Annotated in this window: 14 protein-coding genes; 5 read left to right on the top strand and 9 right to left on the bottom strand. The window is 64.1% G+C overall.

The features are described from left to right. Positions 1-178 precede the first annotated feature (178 nt). Positions 179-1,765 (top strand): glycosyltransferase family 39 protein, encoded by a 1,587-nt coding sequence (locus ACHMW6_RS12400; protein WP_395407387.1) that lies wholly within the window; start codon positions 179-181, stop codon positions 1,763-1,765. A gap of 15 nt (positions 1,766-1,780) precedes the next feature. Here the strand turns inward: ACHMW6_RS12400 and ACHMW6_RS12395 are convergent, their stop codons facing one another. The 7 genes from ACHMW6_RS12395 to ACHMW6_RS12365 are packed head-to-tail and all read right to left on the bottom strand — an operon-like array spanning position 1,781 to position 8,232. Next, complete coding sequence (locus tag ACHMW6_RS12395) at positions 1,781-2,662, bottom strand: DUF535 family protein (protein ID WP_395407386.1); 882 nt, start codon at positions 2,660-2,662, stop codon at positions 1,781-1,783. Between the two features lie 6 nt (positions 2,663-2,668). Continuing rightward, positions 2,669-4,576, bottom strand: a complete 1,908-nt coding sequence (locus tag ACHMW6_RS12390) for an efflux RND transporter permease subunit (protein WP_395408595.1) — start codon at positions 4,574-4,576, stop codon at positions 2,669-2,671. Further along, positions 4,506-5,594 carry an efflux RND transporter permease subunit gene (locus ACHMW6_RS12385; protein ID WP_395407385.1) on the bottom strand — a complete coding sequence of 363 codons (1,089 nt, stop codon included), beginning with the start codon at positions 5,592-5,594 and terminating at the stop codon, positions 4,506-4,508. Before ACHMW6_RS12385 ends, ACHMW6_RS12390 begins: the two co-directional genes overlap by 71 nt. Beyond that, entirely contained in the window at positions 5,591-5,740 is a 150-nt protein-coding gene (locus tag ACHMW6_RS12380) for a hypothetical protein (protein ID WP_395407384.1), read from the bottom strand. Before ACHMW6_RS12380 ends, ACHMW6_RS12385 begins: the two co-directional genes overlap by 4 nt. Further along, on the bottom strand, positions 5,730-6,812 hold the full coding sequence (locus ACHMW6_RS12375) for an efflux RND transporter periplasmic adaptor subunit (protein ID WP_395407383.1): 1,083 nt from the start codon (positions 6,810-6,812) through the stop codon (positions 5,730-5,732). Before ACHMW6_RS12375 ends, ACHMW6_RS12380 begins: the two co-directional genes overlap by 11 nt. Continuing rightward, complete coding sequence (locus ACHMW6_RS12370) at positions 6,809-8,071, bottom strand: TolC family protein (RefSeq protein ID WP_395407382.1); 1,263 nt, start codon at positions 8,069-8,071, stop codon at positions 6,809-6,811. The genes ACHMW6_RS12375 and ACHMW6_RS12370 overlap by 4 nt, the downstream gene beginning before the upstream one ends. Beyond that, positions 8,068-8,232: a hypothetical protein gene (locus tag ACHMW6_RS12365; protein WP_395407381.1), complete on the bottom strand. Its 165-nt coding sequence runs from the start codon at positions 8,230-8,232 to the stop codon at positions 8,068-8,070. Before ACHMW6_RS12365 ends, ACHMW6_RS12370 begins: the two co-directional genes overlap by 4 nt. Between ACHMW6_RS12365 and ACHMW6_RS12360 the strand changes: the two genes are divergently transcribed. Genes ACHMW6_RS12360 through ACHMW6_RS12345 form a run of 4 tightly spaced genes read left to right on the top strand, consistent with a single transcriptional unit; the run spans position 8,221 to position 10,607 of the window. Next, complete coding sequence (locus ACHMW6_RS12360; protein ID WP_395407380.1) at positions 8,221-8,517, top strand: hypothetical protein; 297 nt, start codon at positions 8,221-8,223, stop codon at positions 8,515-8,517. The two genes, ACHMW6_RS12365 and ACHMW6_RS12360, sit on opposite strands and share 12 nt — an antisense overlap. Before the next feature lie 44 nt (positions 8,518-8,561). Continuing rightward, the gene (locus ACHMW6_RS12355) at positions 8,562-9,257 is read left to right on the top strand and encodes a response regulator transcription factor (RefSeq protein WP_395407378.1); all 696 of its coding nucleotides are present in this window, start codon (positions 8,562-8,564) and stop codon (positions 9,255-9,257) included. Continuing rightward, complete coding sequence (locus ACHMW6_RS12350) at positions 9,250-10,287, top strand: HAMP domain-containing protein (RefSeq protein ID WP_395407377.1); 1,038 nt, start codon at positions 9,250-9,252, stop codon at positions 10,285-10,287. Before ACHMW6_RS12355 ends, ACHMW6_RS12350 begins: the two co-directional genes overlap by 8 nt. Continuing rightward, complete coding sequence (locus ACHMW6_RS12345) at positions 10,284-10,607, top strand: sensor histidine kinase (protein WP_395407375.1); 324 nt, start codon at positions 10,284-10,286, stop codon at positions 10,605-10,607. Before ACHMW6_RS12350 ends, ACHMW6_RS12345 begins: the two co-directional genes overlap by 4 nt. On the opposite strand, the gene ACHMW6_RS12340 is transcribed toward ACHMW6_RS12345, so the two are convergent. Together ACHMW6_RS12340 and ACHMW6_RS12335 are read right to left on the bottom strand one after the other, a co-directional pair. Beyond that, positions 10,595-13,120 carry a chemotaxis protein CheW gene (locus tag ACHMW6_RS12340; RefSeq protein WP_395407374.1) on the bottom strand — a complete coding sequence of 842 codons (2,526 nt, stop codon included), beginning with the start codon at positions 13,118-13,120 and terminating at the stop codon, positions 10,595-10,597. The two genes, ACHMW6_RS12345 and ACHMW6_RS12340, sit on opposite strands and share 13 nt — an antisense overlap. Next, the gene (locus tag ACHMW6_RS12335) at positions 13,111-14,577 is read right to left on the bottom strand and encodes a putative bifunctional diguanylate cyclase/phosphodiesterase (RefSeq protein WP_395407373.1); all 1,467 of its coding nucleotides are present in this window, start codon (positions 14,575-14,577) and stop codon (positions 13,111-13,113) included. The genes ACHMW6_RS12340 and ACHMW6_RS12335 overlap by 10 nt, the downstream gene beginning before the upstream one ends. Positions 14,578-14,617: the final 40 nt, after the last annotated feature.

Genomic DNA, 14,617 nt, shown 5'->3' with positions numbered 1-14,617 from the left:
TGGGATGGCTGTAAAACGGCGTAATAATAACGCGTGTGCGCCCATTGGCGGAGAAGTCCTGCTCAGCGTTCATTGATACAATACGATACAGCAGCAACGTAGCGTTACAACAGAGCGTCGCCTGCCCTAGTTCGGCCTGTGCCCGCGATGTATCGATCAGCGAAAGCAAGGAATGGCCGTGCAGCAGAAATTGACTGCGCCTCGCGGCGCAAAAGACGGGTGCGTCGGCCAGGCCCGGTCTTCCTCCCGGCCGTCCCCTGACAAGCACCTCTCGGCAGCGCTGCTGGCGCTCGGGTTGGCGCAGGTCATCATGTGGGGCGTTGCGGCCGGGCTGTCCTACTCCTCTGTTGAACTGGACTCCGCTGAGCAGCTAAGCTGGGGCACGACGCTTGAGTTGGGATATTGGAAGCACCCGCCCCTGCCCTCCTGGATCATGCATGCGGCATTGACCCTCATTCCCCCTTCGGTCGTATTGCCACTGGTGATGGCTCAAGCTGCAGTCGTGATCGCCCTCGCCCTTTCCTGGCGTCTCGCACGGGAGATGCTGCCGCAGCGCCAGGCTGCATTGTCCGTGCTACTCACATCGCTGATCCTGTATCACAACGCCGGCGCAGACAGCTTTAACCACAATACGGTACTGCTGCCATTCCAGGCTGCTACAACGCTGGCCTTCTATCTGGCAGTGCGCCGAAGCAGCCTGCCCTGCTGGATAGCCGCCGGCTTATTCGCAGGCTTATCCATTCTGGTCAAGTATGTGGCAATCCTCCACATTACCGGGCTGCTGCTATACCTGGTGCTGGACCGCAGCGCGAGAAGTCGCTGCACATTCGCGGGTGTGCTGCTGGGCGGCTCCGTCCTGACGCTTGTCATCAGTCCGCATCTCTACTGGCTGCAGGCCAGTGGCTACCCGCCCATGCAATATGCGCGGTCCGTCATGCAGCCGCTGGACGGCATTGCAGCGGCGTTCGCCAGCATGGCCGGCTTCCTTCAGACCCAGTGCTTCCGGCTGCTTCCCATGCTGCTCTTGCTGGCCTATATGGCGCATGCTCGCCAAGCGGCGCCAATGAGGAATGAGCCGGACTGCGGCACGGCCACCTCCGGGGGCGACCGGTTGTTCATCTGGGTGGTTGGCCTCGCACCACTGCTGATGACAGTCTTGTTCAGCCTGATGTCTGGTTCCAGACTCGAAGCGCGCTGGGGCGCCAACGCCTTCCTGTGCGCCGGCTTGCTGGCCGTTATGGTGCTGCGTCCACGTTTGCCGGCGGAACGGCTCAGGACCGCGATGGCCTTGACACTCTGCGCTCACCTTGTGCTGTGCGCGGGCCTGGTGCTGGGAAAATCCGTCATCGCGGACCACTTCGGCAAACGAACCAGGGCTAATTTCCCGGCTGCCGAACTTGCACAAGAAACCGGGCAAGTGTGGCGTACGCACACAGGAGCGCCCCTGCGCATCGTCGCAACGGATATCTGGCTGGGTGGGAACCTGCGCGCATCCGGCCTGCCTGGCGTATCGGTATTGATCGATGGCGACTACACGAAGTCACCCTGGATAAGGCCAGGCGATATCGACGCTTGCGGCGTGATGGTCATCGAGGACGCCATCACTGACAGCCGCGCCGGAACTCCACTGCAGTTGAAGACGCTGATGGCCGGCGCCGCCGCGTCCGGCGCATGGACGCTGACCTGGGGCGGCGGAAAACACGAGCGGCGCACCGTTCGCTGGGCGTTCCTGGCGCCACATGACGCGAAGTCCTGCCCCAAATAAGGTGAGCGCTCGCCCTTAGCCGGCGACAGTTTGCAGGATTTGCGTTCGCACGTCCGCTATCAATGTGATGCGGCGACGGAAGGCCGCGCGCTTGGAGGAACGGACTTCACTTTGGTCCTGCGCCTCGACGTTACGCGGCGCCAGCGTGAAATTCCCACCTGCGTTGCGGGCGCCGCCGAGTTCACCAGCCAGGCCGTCGTAATCAAAGCAGATGCGCTTGCGCCGGCGATAATTGACGACGATGCGGTTCCGGTTGCTCACCAATACCACATCGTCGCAAGCAAGGGCCGCCGCCAGATCACGCAGCAGGGCCATCATGAAATTCGACGGGCGCATTCCGTGCAGCTCACGCGTTGCCTCGCGCATGCAGTCTTCGCCGTCCGCCGCGCGCAAGCCCTGCAGTGAACCGATGGTGAGCTGGCGCCGCGCGCCCTCCAGGCCGAGCGTGAAGCTGGCCGTATAAATCACACGGCCACCGCTTACCAGCTGCAGCGCCTGTTCCCCTTCGCGTTCATTGACATGGGCGGTAGACAGCCGAACTTCGAATGCCGCGTCCGTGCGGCCCGCGAAGCGTGCCGCCAGGATCGCTGCGCCGGAGGACAGCAACGCCGCGCGTCCCCAGCCCAGTTCGTGCAGCAGGCAGTAATGGCCGGCGATGGCATCGGCGCGCGCCCCGACGCTCAGGTGACTGGAAAGGTAAGGCCGGTAAATCTGGTAACGCATGCGGGGATCGCGCGCCGCAAGGGAACGCAGCACCGGCACGCTGGCCAGTTGCAGCAGCCAGCGGCGGGTAACGCGCGGGAAAATCAGGGCGCCGGCCAGCATCTTCAGCCGCTCCTTGAAGTCCGGATTGCGCCACTCAAGGGTCGGCGTGGCGCTTGAAAGTATGTTCTGCATTGATTCTTACTCTTCTTCCTTGTCTTCGCGAAGCATGGGAAAAGCCAGCGGCAACAGCAGCAGCGTGAATGCCGTGGCGGACACAATCCCGCCCACGATCACCAGCGCAAACGGACGCTGGGTTTCCGAACCGATGCCGTGCGACAGGGCTGCCGGCAGCAAGCCCAGGCCCGCCATCAGGGCCGTCATCAGGATCGGGCGCAAGCGGCCCGCTGCGCCTTCGATCGCGGCCTCGCCGACGCGGACACCGCTGCGCAGGTGCTCGATCATCTGCTCCACCATGATCACGCCGTTTTGCACGGAAATGCCGGCCACCGCGATGAAGCCCACTGCTGCCGAAACGGAAAAGTGCAGCCCGGCGGCGGCCAGCGCAGCCACGCCGCCGATCAGGGTGAACGGCACGATGCCCAGCACCAGCAATGCCTGCCGCACCGAGCGGAAGGCCCAGAACAGCAGCAGGAAAATCAGCAAGGCCGCCGCCGGCACGATGACCTGCAGGCGGCGTACCGCGCGCTGCTGGTTCTCGAACTGGCCGCCCCAGGTGATGCTGTAGCCGGGCGGCAGCGATACCTGCCGTGCCACCTTGTCCTGCGCCTCGGCGACAAAGCTGGCCTGGTCGCGCCCGATCACATTGGCCTTGATCGAGGCCACGCGGCCGCCCGTTTCGCGGCTGATGCGCGACGGGCCCTGGCGCACATCGATGCGCGCTACGGAGGCCAGCGGCACGCTGGCGCCGCCGGGCGTGACGATGGGGAGCGCGCCGATCTGGTCGGCCGAGGCACGGCTCTCCTCGCGCAGGCGCAGGGTCACGTCAAAACGCCGCTCGCCTTCGTAGTAACTGGTGACGGCCAGTCCACCCAGCACGGTCTGCAGGGCGCCATTGACATCGGCAACGCTGACGCCCAGGCGGCCCATGCGCTCGCGGTCCAGCACGATATCCAGTTCGCTCTGGCCGCCAATGGGCACGGCCTCGATATCGCTGGCGCCGCGCACGGTGGCCAGGATGGCGGCAATGTCGCGCGCCCTGGCGCCGATGACATCCAGGTCAGGACCGAACACCTTGACCGCGATCTCGCCCTTCACGCCGGACAGCGCTTCTTCCACGTTATCCTCGATCACTTGCGAGAAATTGGTCGGCACGCCGGGAATCCGGTGAATCTGCGCGCTCATGGCGCTGACCAGGCTCTCCTTGTCGGCGTAACGCCAGGTACCGTGCGGTGCCAGCGCGGCCAGGATTTCGATATTGTTCGGCCCCTTGGGATCGGTGCCGTCGTCCGGACGTCCCACGTGCGACACAATGTCCGTCACTTCCGGATAGCTGCGCAGGATACGGCGCACCTCATGCTCCACCAGCTGCGTGCGCTGCAGCGCCGCGGACGCGGGCAGGCTCATGGTCAGCCAGATATTGCCCTCATCGAGCTTGGGCAGGAATTCACTGCCAAGCAGCGGTGCCGCGGCCACTGTGCCGAGCAGCACGGCAATGGACACCGTGAACACCAGCGAACGCGCCCCCATCGCCCGCTGCAGCAGGCGCCGGTAGTGCTGCTGCAGGCTGGCCAGCCACCCGGCGTGCTTCTCCTGCAGGGGATGGTGGTGCATGGTCCACAGCAGCAGAACGGGCACCAGGGTGAAGCTGAGGATGATGGCGCCCAGCATGGCAAAGCTCAGCGTGAACGCAACCGGCGTAAAAATCTTGCCTTCTACGCGTTGAAACGTGTAGATCGGCAGGAAAGCGACAATGATGATGGCTTTGGCGAACAGGATGGGATGACCCAGCGAAAGCAGGGTTTCGCGCAGCGTCTTGCGGGGCGACTTGCGCGGTGCGCCCGGCTCGCGCAGGCTGTTACGCACCAGCAGCGCTTCGACCAGCACCACAGCGCTGTCGATGATGATGCCGAAGTCCACCGCGCCCAGAGAAATCAGGTTGGCCGGTATGCCCCGTGCATCCAGCAGGATGAAGGCGAACAGCAGGGGACAGCGGGATCACGGCTGCCACGATCAGCGCGGCGCGCCAGTTGCCGAGGAAGACCACCAGCACGGCCACCACCAGCACCGCGCCGACCACCAGGTTTTCCAGCACGGTGTGCACCGTGTGGGCGATCAGGTCGGTGCGGTCGTAGATAATGTGCAGGCGTACGCCGGGCGGCAGCGTCTTGTTCAACTGCTGCACCTTGTCGCGCACGGCGGCTACCACGGCGGCCGCGTTCGCGCCCTTGCTCATCTGGACAATGCCTTCGATCACATCGTCGCGGCCGTTATAGGCAACGATGCCCGAGGCCGGAGCATGGCCAATGCGCACCTCCCCCAGGTCGGCGGCGTGCACCGGCTTGCCGCCCTTGTTGGCAATGACAACGCGCCCCAGTTCTTCGGGACTGGTCACCAGGCCGATGGCGCGCACCGCCAGTGCCTCGTCGCCCTGGTGCAGCAGTCCCGCGCCGGTATTGGCGCTGTTGGCGGCCAGTGCCTGCCGCACTTGGTCGATGCTGATGCCGTAGCGGGCCAGGGCCAGGGGATCGAGCGCCAGCTGGTATTCACGCAGCACGCCGCCGAAAGTCACCACATCCGCCACACCGGAGACGCTGCGCAAGGCAGGCCGGATGGTCCAGTCCTGGATGGCGCGCACTTCGCTGGCCGGCATGCCGGCCGGCGCGTCCAGCACATAGCGGTAGATCTCGCCCACAGCCGTGGTCAGCGGCGCCAGCGAGGGCTGGACACCAGCCGGCAGGCTGACGTTCTGCAGCTTTTCCAGCACCTGCTGGCGCGCAAAGTAATCGTCCGTGCCGTCTTCAAAGGTAAGGGTCACCACCGACAGGCCCACAATCGTCACCGACCGCAACTGGGTCTGGTGCGGCACTCCGCTCAGTTCCCGCTCAACAGGCATGGTGACGGTCCGCTCCACTTCCTCTGCTGCCTGGCCCGGAAACTGGGTCACGATCTGCACCTGCACATCCTGCACATCGGGAAGGCTTCCACCGGCAATTGCTGCGCCGCGCGCCAGCCAAAGCCTATCAGCGCAGCCGTCATGATCAGCACGAACAGGCGCTGGGCCAGGACGAAGTCGATGAATTTAGCGAACATCGTTGCCCGCCTGTGCCTTCAGCAGCAGCGCGCCTGCCACCACTACCTGCTCACCCGCTGCGACGCCGCTGTCCAGGTAACTCGTGACCGGACCGCGTCGCGCCACGTGCACCCGCTTGCGCGCATAACCGTCCGCCTTGACGCGCACGAATACATACTCATCGCGGCCATCAACCACAATGGCTTCATTCGGCAAGGGAATGCCGGCCTGCCCTTGCCCGCCCTGGAAGCGCACGCGCGCAAACATCTCCGGCCGCAGGCGGTGATCGTCGTTCGCCAGCACACAGCGCACCGGAATACGGCGCGTGTTCGGATCGACCATTTCGCCGATATAGGCAATGCGGGCCATGAACTGCTTGCCCGGCAAGGCATCCGCTTCAAACTGCACCGCTTGCCCGATCCTGAGTTCCAGCGCCATTTGCTCCGGCACGTCGGCGATCAGCCATAGCTGGTCGAGATTGGAAACGATGAAGAGCGGCGCCGGCAGGTCGGGCCTGACCTCCTGGCCCGGGTTGATCTGCCGGTCGACGACCGTGCCCGAGACCGGGGAAGTCAATACCAGCGCGCCCGCCGCGGCGCCGGAAGCGCCCAGTGCCTGCAGGCGCTGGCGGGCGCGCTCCAGTTCGGCCGCGCTTTGCGCACTGTCGCTGCTGGCGGCTTCAAGGTCCTTGCTTGCCATGACGCCGGCGTCAAACAGCAGCTGTGCGCGCGCCAGTGCGCTGGACTTCAGCCGCGCGTCGGCAACGGCCTTCTTTTCGTCCGAGGCGGCCGCCGCCAGGTCGGGCGAAGCCACATTGGCCAGCGCTTCCCCGGCACGCACATGCTGGCCGGTTTGCACCATGATCCGGCTGACACGGCCCGCCAGCGGCGCGCTGACGCGGGCCGTGTGGTCCTCGTCAAAGGCGATGCGTGCGGCAATGGGTTCGGCTTCGGGCAACGGTGCACTGTCGGCAGCCGCCACGCGGATAAATTCGGCCGGCTGGACCGCTGCCTGGGAAGCCGGCAATGGAGCGCGTGAGCAGGCCGAGACTGCGAGAGCGGCCGATAAGGTAAGCAGATGGCGGATTTTCATGGCGTTGCAAAAGTGTGGGTGGCGCGCCAGGCGGCGAGCGCTTTGAGGTAGTCGGCACGGGCGTCAATGCCGTCCAGCTGCGTCATGCGATAGGAGCGGCGGGCGTCCAGCACGTCCGTCACGCCAAGCGCGCCGTGCTCGAAAGCGAACTCCGAGGTTTCCGCAACATGGCGGGATGCCTGCAGCAAGCCTCCCTGATAAGCAGCGGCTCGCTCCTGGCTGGCTAGCAGCTGCTGGCTGCTCTGATCCGCCTCGCTGCAGGCTTGTGTCCGCGCTTTTTCCAGCGCCAGCGTGGCCGCATCCTGCGCGGCCAGTGCAGCGCCGATTTCGCCGTCATTGTTGTAACGGATGAAGAGCGGGATCTGCACCGAGAAGCCGAAACTGTTGCCGGTGCCCTGCGGATGCGCCGGATCGGCTGGAAAGTGCTCTGCCTGCAATCCAAGCGAGACATCGCGCGTGCGGCCGGCGCGGGCCAGCGCCAGTCCGCTGTTCGCTGCGGCGAGCCGCGCACGTGCGGCCTGCACATCGGCTCGGCCATCGCACGCGCCACCTGCGCCGGCGGGCATGGCCGGCAGCGAATCCGTCCAGGTGTCGCTGGCTTCGATCTGCGGCAACGGGAGGGCCAGGCCCAACTGCTGCGCCAGCGTGAACGAAGCCGTCCGGCGCTGCAGGCTGGCCGAGGTCAGGTCATTGTGCGCGCGCTGCACCTCCAGCTGCAGGCGGGCGACTTCAACTTCAGCCAGGTCGCCGGCCCGATGGCGTTTCCGTGCGACGGCCAGCGACTGGTCATGCAGCGCGGCGATTTCCGTCAGCACACGCATGCGTTCCTGGCTGGCCAGCAAGTCGGTATAGCCCTGCGAAATGTCGCGCTCCAGCGCGCGGCGGCTGTCGGCGCGATCAGCTTCCGCTGCGGCTACGCGCTGTTGCGCAACGTCGCTGCGCAGCTGCCGCTTCCCTCCCCGTTCGATCAGCTGGTCCACCCGCAGAATGCTGTCGACCGCCTTGCTGGAGAGCGGGCCGGCGCCCACACCGCTATGGGGATTGATATTGGCGGTGCTGATGGTCAGCGTCGGGTTCGGGGCAGCCGCCGCCTGCACGGCGTCCGCCTCGGCGCCGCGCACTGCGATGGCGCTCTGGCGATAGTCCCAGTGCTGCTGCAGGGCGATGGAAAGCGCCTGCTGTTCACTGAGGCGCATCACTTGCTGGGCGCGCACATCGGCGCCTGCCGCCAGCAGCAAGTACAAGGCAAGGCGCTTCATGGCTGCGGCTTCCCGGCCAATGGCACGACACGCCCCAGCTGACCCTCTCGGCAATCGGCCGGCCACAGCTCGACCCATGCCCCGGCGGACAGCGGCGTGCCCGTTTCCGCCACCGCCAGCATATGGCGCTGGGCGCGGTGCAGCCTGTAATGGACAGCCACGATTTGCTGGCCGGCCTCGCGCGCGCGCCCGACTGCGGCGGCGCAAGCGGCGGGTACGGCCAATGGCGATCCCGGCATATCGACGCCGTCGATGGTCGCGGCTCGGGCCCCGGCCTGCCATTCCGCTTCGGGTATAAAGGGTCTGCCGGCACAAGCGGACAGCGCAAGGGCCAGGGCAACAGGCAGCAGAACGCGCATGTAATCCTCGGTCAATTCAAAGGCTGGAAGCTTATCGGGATCACAGCGGCGGACGATTACAGCTGCGTAATGATTACGAAGCTGTAATGTTCAATCAGTGGCCGGCCCGGACGCAATGCTATGATCCGCAAATGAAATGCCTGATCGTTGACGATGATGCGGAGACCCGCGAATACCTGATGGCCGCGCTGCGCCAGGCCGGCCACACGGCGCTGGGCTGCGAGGATGCGCAGCAAGGCTGGCTGCAGCTGGAAAGCGGAGAGTGGGATGTGATGATCCTCGACCGCATGCTGCCTGGCGATTTCGATGGCCTGGACCTGCTCAGGCGCCTGCGCACGCGCGGCATGCGCCTGCCGGTGCTGGTGCTGAGCGCATTGGGCGATGTGGACGAACGGGTGCACGGCCTGCGCGCCGGCGCCGACGATTATCTCAGCAAGCCTTTCGCCGCGGCCGAATTGCTGGCCCGCCTGGAAAACCTGGTGCGCCGCGCCGCACCCGCCGAAGACACGCTGGTACTGCGGGTGGGCGACCTGGAACTGGACTTGCGCGCCCTGCGCGCCAGCCGCGCCGGCGTGCGCCTGAACCTGCAGCCGCGCGAGTACCGCCTGCTCGAATACCTGATGCGCAATGCCGGCACGGTGGTCACGCGCAGCATGCTGCTGGAAAGCGTGTGGGAGTATCACTTTGACCCGCAAACCAATGTCATCGACGTTCAGATCAGCCGCCTGCGCGGCAAGGTCGATAAGGATGCTGCCTCGCCGCTGATTCATACCATCCGCGGCGAGGGCTATATGCTTTGCCAAGTGGCTGACGATGGCAATGCGTAGTTCGCTGGTCTCGTCCATTGCATCACGCCTGGCGCTGATGTATGGGCTGATTGCTTTCGCCTCGGTGGGGGCCGCGGTGCTGGCCTTCTATTTCGGCACGGTCGGCGTGCTCGAAAGCCTGACCGACTCGAAGATCCAGTCCATCAGCGCGCGCCTGCGCGAGGCCAGCGAGGAAGGCGGCATTGAAAGCCTGAGCAGCGAAATCACGCTGCAACTGCATGACAAGACCGATACGGACACTGAGCTGTTTCTGCTGCAGTCCACCGATGGCCGTATCCTGCTGGGCAATGTCTCAGCGTTCCCCGACAAGAGCAAGGACGGCACCCTGGTCAACGGCCTGCTGACGCGCGACCATGAGGAGATCCGTGCGCGCTTCATCATCCAGCGGCTGCCGGGAGGCACGCGCCTGCTGGTCGGCCGCGACTTGCGCGAGCTCGATGCCCTGCAGGGAGTGATCAAGCGCGCCGCCATCATCGGTTTGCTGGTGGCGCTGCTCTTTGTCGGTGCTGGCACGTGGTTCCTGCGGCGCTCCATCGACCATCGCGTTGGCGCGGTGCGCCGCATCGCACACCGCGTCAGCGCGGGTGACCTGGCCCAGCGCGTGCCGGAATCGGGCGAGGACGAATTCAGCCTGCTGAGCCGTGACATCAATCGCATGCTGGCCCAGATCGAACGGTTGATGGAAGGCGTGCGCAATGTCTCCAACGCCATTGCCCATGATTTGCGCACGCCCCTGAGCCGGGTGCGCAACCGCCTCGCTGCGAGCTTGCGTCCGGGGGCGACTGGTGAACTGGCGCTGGCCGCGGAAAAATCCATCGCAGACATCGACCAGCTGATCGTCCTGTTTGAAAAGCTGCTGCGCATCGCGGCGGCCGAATCCGGCATGCGGCCAAGCTACGCCGACCGCATCGACCTCGCGCAGATTGCTGCCAAATTGTCGAGCTCTACGAGGCGGCCGCCGAGGAGTCGTCAATCCGCCTGGCAAGCGATATACGGCAAGTTGGCGGAATTCCCGGCGACCGCGACTTGATTGCCTCCGCTCTTGGAGGACTTCTCGACAACGCCCTCAAATACGCCGGTGCGGGCAGCACGGTCACGGTGCGCTGCGTGCCCGTGGAAGGCGGCGCTGAACTGGTTGTTGAGGATACCGGCCCGGGAGTTCCCGACGAGGCCATCCCCATGCTGACCGAACGCTTCTTCCGCGTCGACCGCTCGCGCCATTTGCCGGGAAATGGCATTGGCCTGTCCAACATCAACGCCATCCTGAAACTGCACGGCGGATCGCTCATCGTCCGCAACCGGCATCCCGGCCTGGAAGTCCGGATGTTCTTCGCAAATCAGGCTGCGTAAAGGGCCTGCATGTCCCTGCCATTGCCCAGCAAATCAAACAGACGGGCGATATCGATTCGCTGTATCAGCACATCGCCCTGATTTGCGCTGATCACATGCGAGACGAGCATGCATCCACCGCTTGCCAGCGGCAACGCGATCAAGTCCTCCTCGTTGAATTTGGCCACGTCATGCAATTCGCTGACCAGCAGCCCCACAGTGCGCGAGTTGTGCCGTACCACGATGATTTGTGCCCCGCTATCGATCGGCGTCGCCTGCCCCGTGAGCAGGAAGCCCAGATCGTAAGCCCACACGAATGCTGCGTCGTCATCATTCCTTTCTTCGCGGGTCAGTACGCCTATGCATGCGCCGCCACCGCCCATTGAGACCGAAGACAGCTTCGACGCCGGCTGCGCCTCCTGCACATCGCCCGCCGGCATGGCGAAGAGTGCACCGGCAACAAAGAAGGTAGCGAACTCTGTGCCCTGTACCCGGCCAAGGGGGCCTTGCAGGCGCCGCGCCGGCGCCGCATTCTCCGGCGTGCCGGCTCGAACCGCGCCGAACGATTCCACCACTACGGCAAGGACATCCACAGGACGGCCATCCGACACTTTGAATTCACGGTAGCCATTCGATACTGTGCACCCCATCAGCGCATAGTGGCCATCGTGGGTTAGCAGGCAGGAGCCGCTACGGCCGTTTTCCATCGCGGACAAATGCGGCGCGATGGAAAGCTGTCCCAGCACCGGCCGGGCCGCATCGGTTGTGGCGATGATATTGCCGGCCCGGTCCATGAAATAGGCATGCACCTTCGGTTGATCGCCCAATGCACCGCGCAGCATCGCATCAAACTCGGCTGCCGCATCAAAAACAATGCCGATGCCCCCTATCACGGCCTGGTCATCGCCAGGCGCACGAATCGCCGCATGGTAAACATAGGTCGGCTTGCCATCGTAGAGCGGTGATGGCGCAAACGGAGTGACGTAATAGTCCTGCTCCGTGCGCAGGGCGGTCACCGCTTCCAGCGTGACGGCGTCGATGGCCGTTTCAGTGCAGCTGCCAGAGCGGGCGACAATGGCGCCATCGCGGTCGTACACAATCAATGAGGAATAAACGGTATAGAGGCCATGGATGTACGCAAGCACCTCCTCCATGCGCGCCTCGCGGTCGGGCAGAGTGCCCGCCAACAACCGCCGCAGTTCCGGCGACAGGGCCCACCAGCGGCAATCATTGGCCCGCTCGTACAAGTTGCGGTCCAGCAGATCGACCATCAGGTGTGAGGAAAATTCCGCATCCCTTAGTCCCGAGGCCAGGACTGTCTCGAACAGCTCGCCGATCGAACGCGAAAACAAGGCATTGCTGCGCGCTCCCGTTTCGCTGATTTGCTCCAGGACACTCTGAAGCCGCGCCATGTCGCCTTCCTGGCCGGCGCTCATTACCTGTCCATTCCACACCACGCGCCGGATCATGTCGGCCGCCTGAATGATCTCGAACAGCGGCGGACAGAAGGAACCGGCGTGCGACAACAGGCCCTCCGCCCAATCAGGCGCCAGGCTCGCCAGCACATCGCTGTCCACGCTGCCAAAGGCCACGTCGACCGGTATCATGACCTGTCCCTGCCAGCCGGAAGGGCCAGGATAGCCTTGATATCCGGGCGAGCTGGCTGTCCGTACCAGGTAATCCCTGCCTGCGTACTTCATTAAAGTGGGACTGCCCTGAGGATTGGCCGGAACCTTGACGCCCAAAGGTATCCATAGTGGATCCGCACTGGCGATCACGCGGCAGTCAGCGTCGAGCAGCAGCATGGCGCTCCGCTCCGAACGGTCGCGATAGGTCTGAAAGATCCGCGCCATCTCCTCTTCAAAATGGAAGCACAGGCACAATATCCCGACGGCGGCGCCGGTGACGGGATGAGACATGCGGCGCGAATAAATCAAAGCCTCGCGCTTGCCCGGGCGCAGATCGCTGGCGCGGAACGTTTCGACATAGCCGTCAGAGGCCAGGGTTTCGGCAATGAGCGGATCTTGGCTGTGGGTGATTGGCGTGGTCCCGTCAAGCTGCACCAGTACCTTGCCATCCGGGGCAAGCAGGATGATTTCATCGTAGACGGAGTATTTACTGCGATAGGAACGCAGGCGTGCACGTATCGCGTCGGCATCATTGCTCAGGCCTGCCACGAAGGAACATAGCTCCCGATCGGTCGCAAGAAAGCCGACATCCGCCGTGCGTTCGTACAAATTACGCACGACAATCTCTATGATGTACTCGGACTTGGTCGCCATCTCGGCCAGGACAGTGTTCATTTTCTCGCGCGCCAGGCTCGCGACCAGTTCTTCCTCCAGTTGACTGACGCCGGCACGGGTGGCCGCCACGGTTGGCAGTATCGTCCTGGCCTCCGCCGGACAATTCATCTTGGCCGAGGCCTCGATCATGCGCCACATCAGGCTGAGTTCATGCAGCGAGCGTTCGCATTTGCCGATGTCGGGCATATAGGGAAGGAAGCGCGATACCGGGAAGACGGGGTTCAGATCCATGATGAGTATTCGCTAATGAAGTTCGGAATCGGGAGCAAGGCCAGGCTGGCGGCGGCATGGGAAATATTGGCGGGCCGGAGCGCCGTACGGGGCTGCGTCGTCGCGCAGTGCATTTCGATCAGCTTCGCAAGCTCCATCGGACGGCCCGACAAGTAGCCCTGGATCAGGGTACAGCCAAATTGGCGCAGGAAGCCCAGGTGCGCATCCAGCTCGACGCCCTCTGCGATGACCTGCAGTTTCATATTGCGCCCCAGGTCGATGATGGAGCGCACGATGGCGCAATCGTTACGATCGTGCGGAACGCCCTGCAGGAACAAGCGATCGATCTTCAGGGAGCTGATGGGCAAGGACTTCAGCAGGGAAAGCGAGGAATAGCCCATGCCGAAATCATCGAGGCTGATTTCAAAGCCCAGGCGCACCAGTTCCTGCATGACCGGCAAGGCCTTGTCCATGCGTTGCATGATGACGCCCTCGGTCAGTTCCAGGCAAATATGCCGTGGATCGACGTTGGCGGTAGAAGTGATGGCTGCCAGTTCCTGCGGTAATCCAGCATCAAGGAACTCCGGTGCTGCCATATTGACGTGGACCTTCACACCCGGCATGCCGGCTGCGTGCAGCCGCGGCAAGTCCCGGCACACTTGCTGGATGACCCATCGTCCTATCAGTGCAATGAGGCGGCTCTGCTCGGCGACTGGAATGAACTGATGGGGAGGAACGACACGCCCATCCGATTTCCGCCACCGTATCAGCGCCTCAAGACCGACAAGCTGCGCGCTTTGCGTGTCGCAAATGGGCTGATATTCAAGGAAGAACTCTTCACGCTGCAAGGCGTTCCTCAGTTCGGAGAGCATGAGCAATTGAGTCGCCACCGCGCGATGCTGCGTGTCGCTTCCGCGGTCAAAGTAGCTGACCAGATTACGGCCATTGCCCTTGCTTACATACATTGCCGCATCCGCCGCATGCAGCATTTGCGCGGTATTTTGACCATGGACGGGGAACATGCTGACGCCGATGCTGGCCGACACTGACAATTCATGTCCCGCGTAATTGAAACGACCGCGCGCCGCCTCCAGCACTGCGCGTGCCAGAGCGTCGAGCTCCGCTTTGCCATACCCGGCCGGCGCGAGGATGGAGAATTCATCGCCGCCCAGGCGTGCGATCGTTGCACCGCCGGGAGCCAGCGCTCGCAAGCGATCCGCGAACTGGCAAAGCACTACATTGCCCGCGGCATGCCCGAACCCGTCGTTAATGGGTTTGAACTGGTCGAGGTCAATGTACAGCAGGCCGAACTCGCGGCCCCTGGCACAAGCCGCGTCCAGCAGTTCATGGAAATATGCGCGGTTGATCAGGCCGGTCATTTCATCGGTCTGCGCCAGCACCCGTACGCGCTCCTGCTGCACCATGCGCTGGGCGGTCTGCGCGACGAGCGCACTGATCGACTCGGCCAGGGCCGGCAATTGCGCTTCACGCTGGCGCGGTGCGGCGCTGAAAAATTCC

It is taken from the genome of Pseudoduganella sp. UC29_106, assembly GCF_044055365.1.
GTDB lineage: Bacteria > Pseudomonadota > Gammaproteobacteria > Burkholderiales > Burkholderiaceae_D > Rugamonas.
The sequence above is the reverse complement of the archived record's forward strand: the minus strand, read 5'-3'. Positions and strand labels throughout refer to the sequence as shown.

Coding starts and splice junctions, on each gene's coding strand:
- ACHMW6_RS12395 (WP_395407386.1), bottom strand. CDS start 2,662: ATGCAGAACATACTTTCAAGCGCCACGCCGACCCTTGAGTGGCGCAAT.
- ACHMW6_RS12380 (WP_395407384.1), bottom strand. CDS start 5,740: ATGTTCGCTAAATTCATCGACTTCGTCCTGGCCCAGCGCCTGTTCGTG.
- ACHMW6_RS12375 (WP_395407383.1), bottom strand. CDS start 6,812: ATGAAAATCCGCCATCTGCTTACCTTATCGGCCGCTCTCGCAGTCTCG.
- ACHMW6_RS12370 (WP_395407382.1), bottom strand. CDS start 8,071: ATGAAGCGCCTTGCCTTGTACTTGCTGCTGGCGGCAGGCGCCGATGTG.
- ACHMW6_RS12360 (WP_395407380.1), top strand. CDS start 8,221: ATGGACAGCCACGATTTGCTGGCCGGCCTCGCGCGCGCGCCCGACTGC.
- ACHMW6_RS12355 (WP_395407378.1), top strand. CDS start 8,562: ATGAAATGCCTGATCGTTGACGATGATGCGGAGACCCGCGAATACCTG.
- ACHMW6_RS12350 (WP_395407377.1), top strand. CDS start 9,250: ATGCGTAGTTCGCTGGTCTCGTCCATTGCATCACGCCTGGCGCTGATG.
- ACHMW6_RS12340 (WP_395407374.1), bottom strand. CDS start 13,120: ATGGATCTGAACCCCGTCTTCCCGGTATCGCGCTTCCTTCCCTATATG.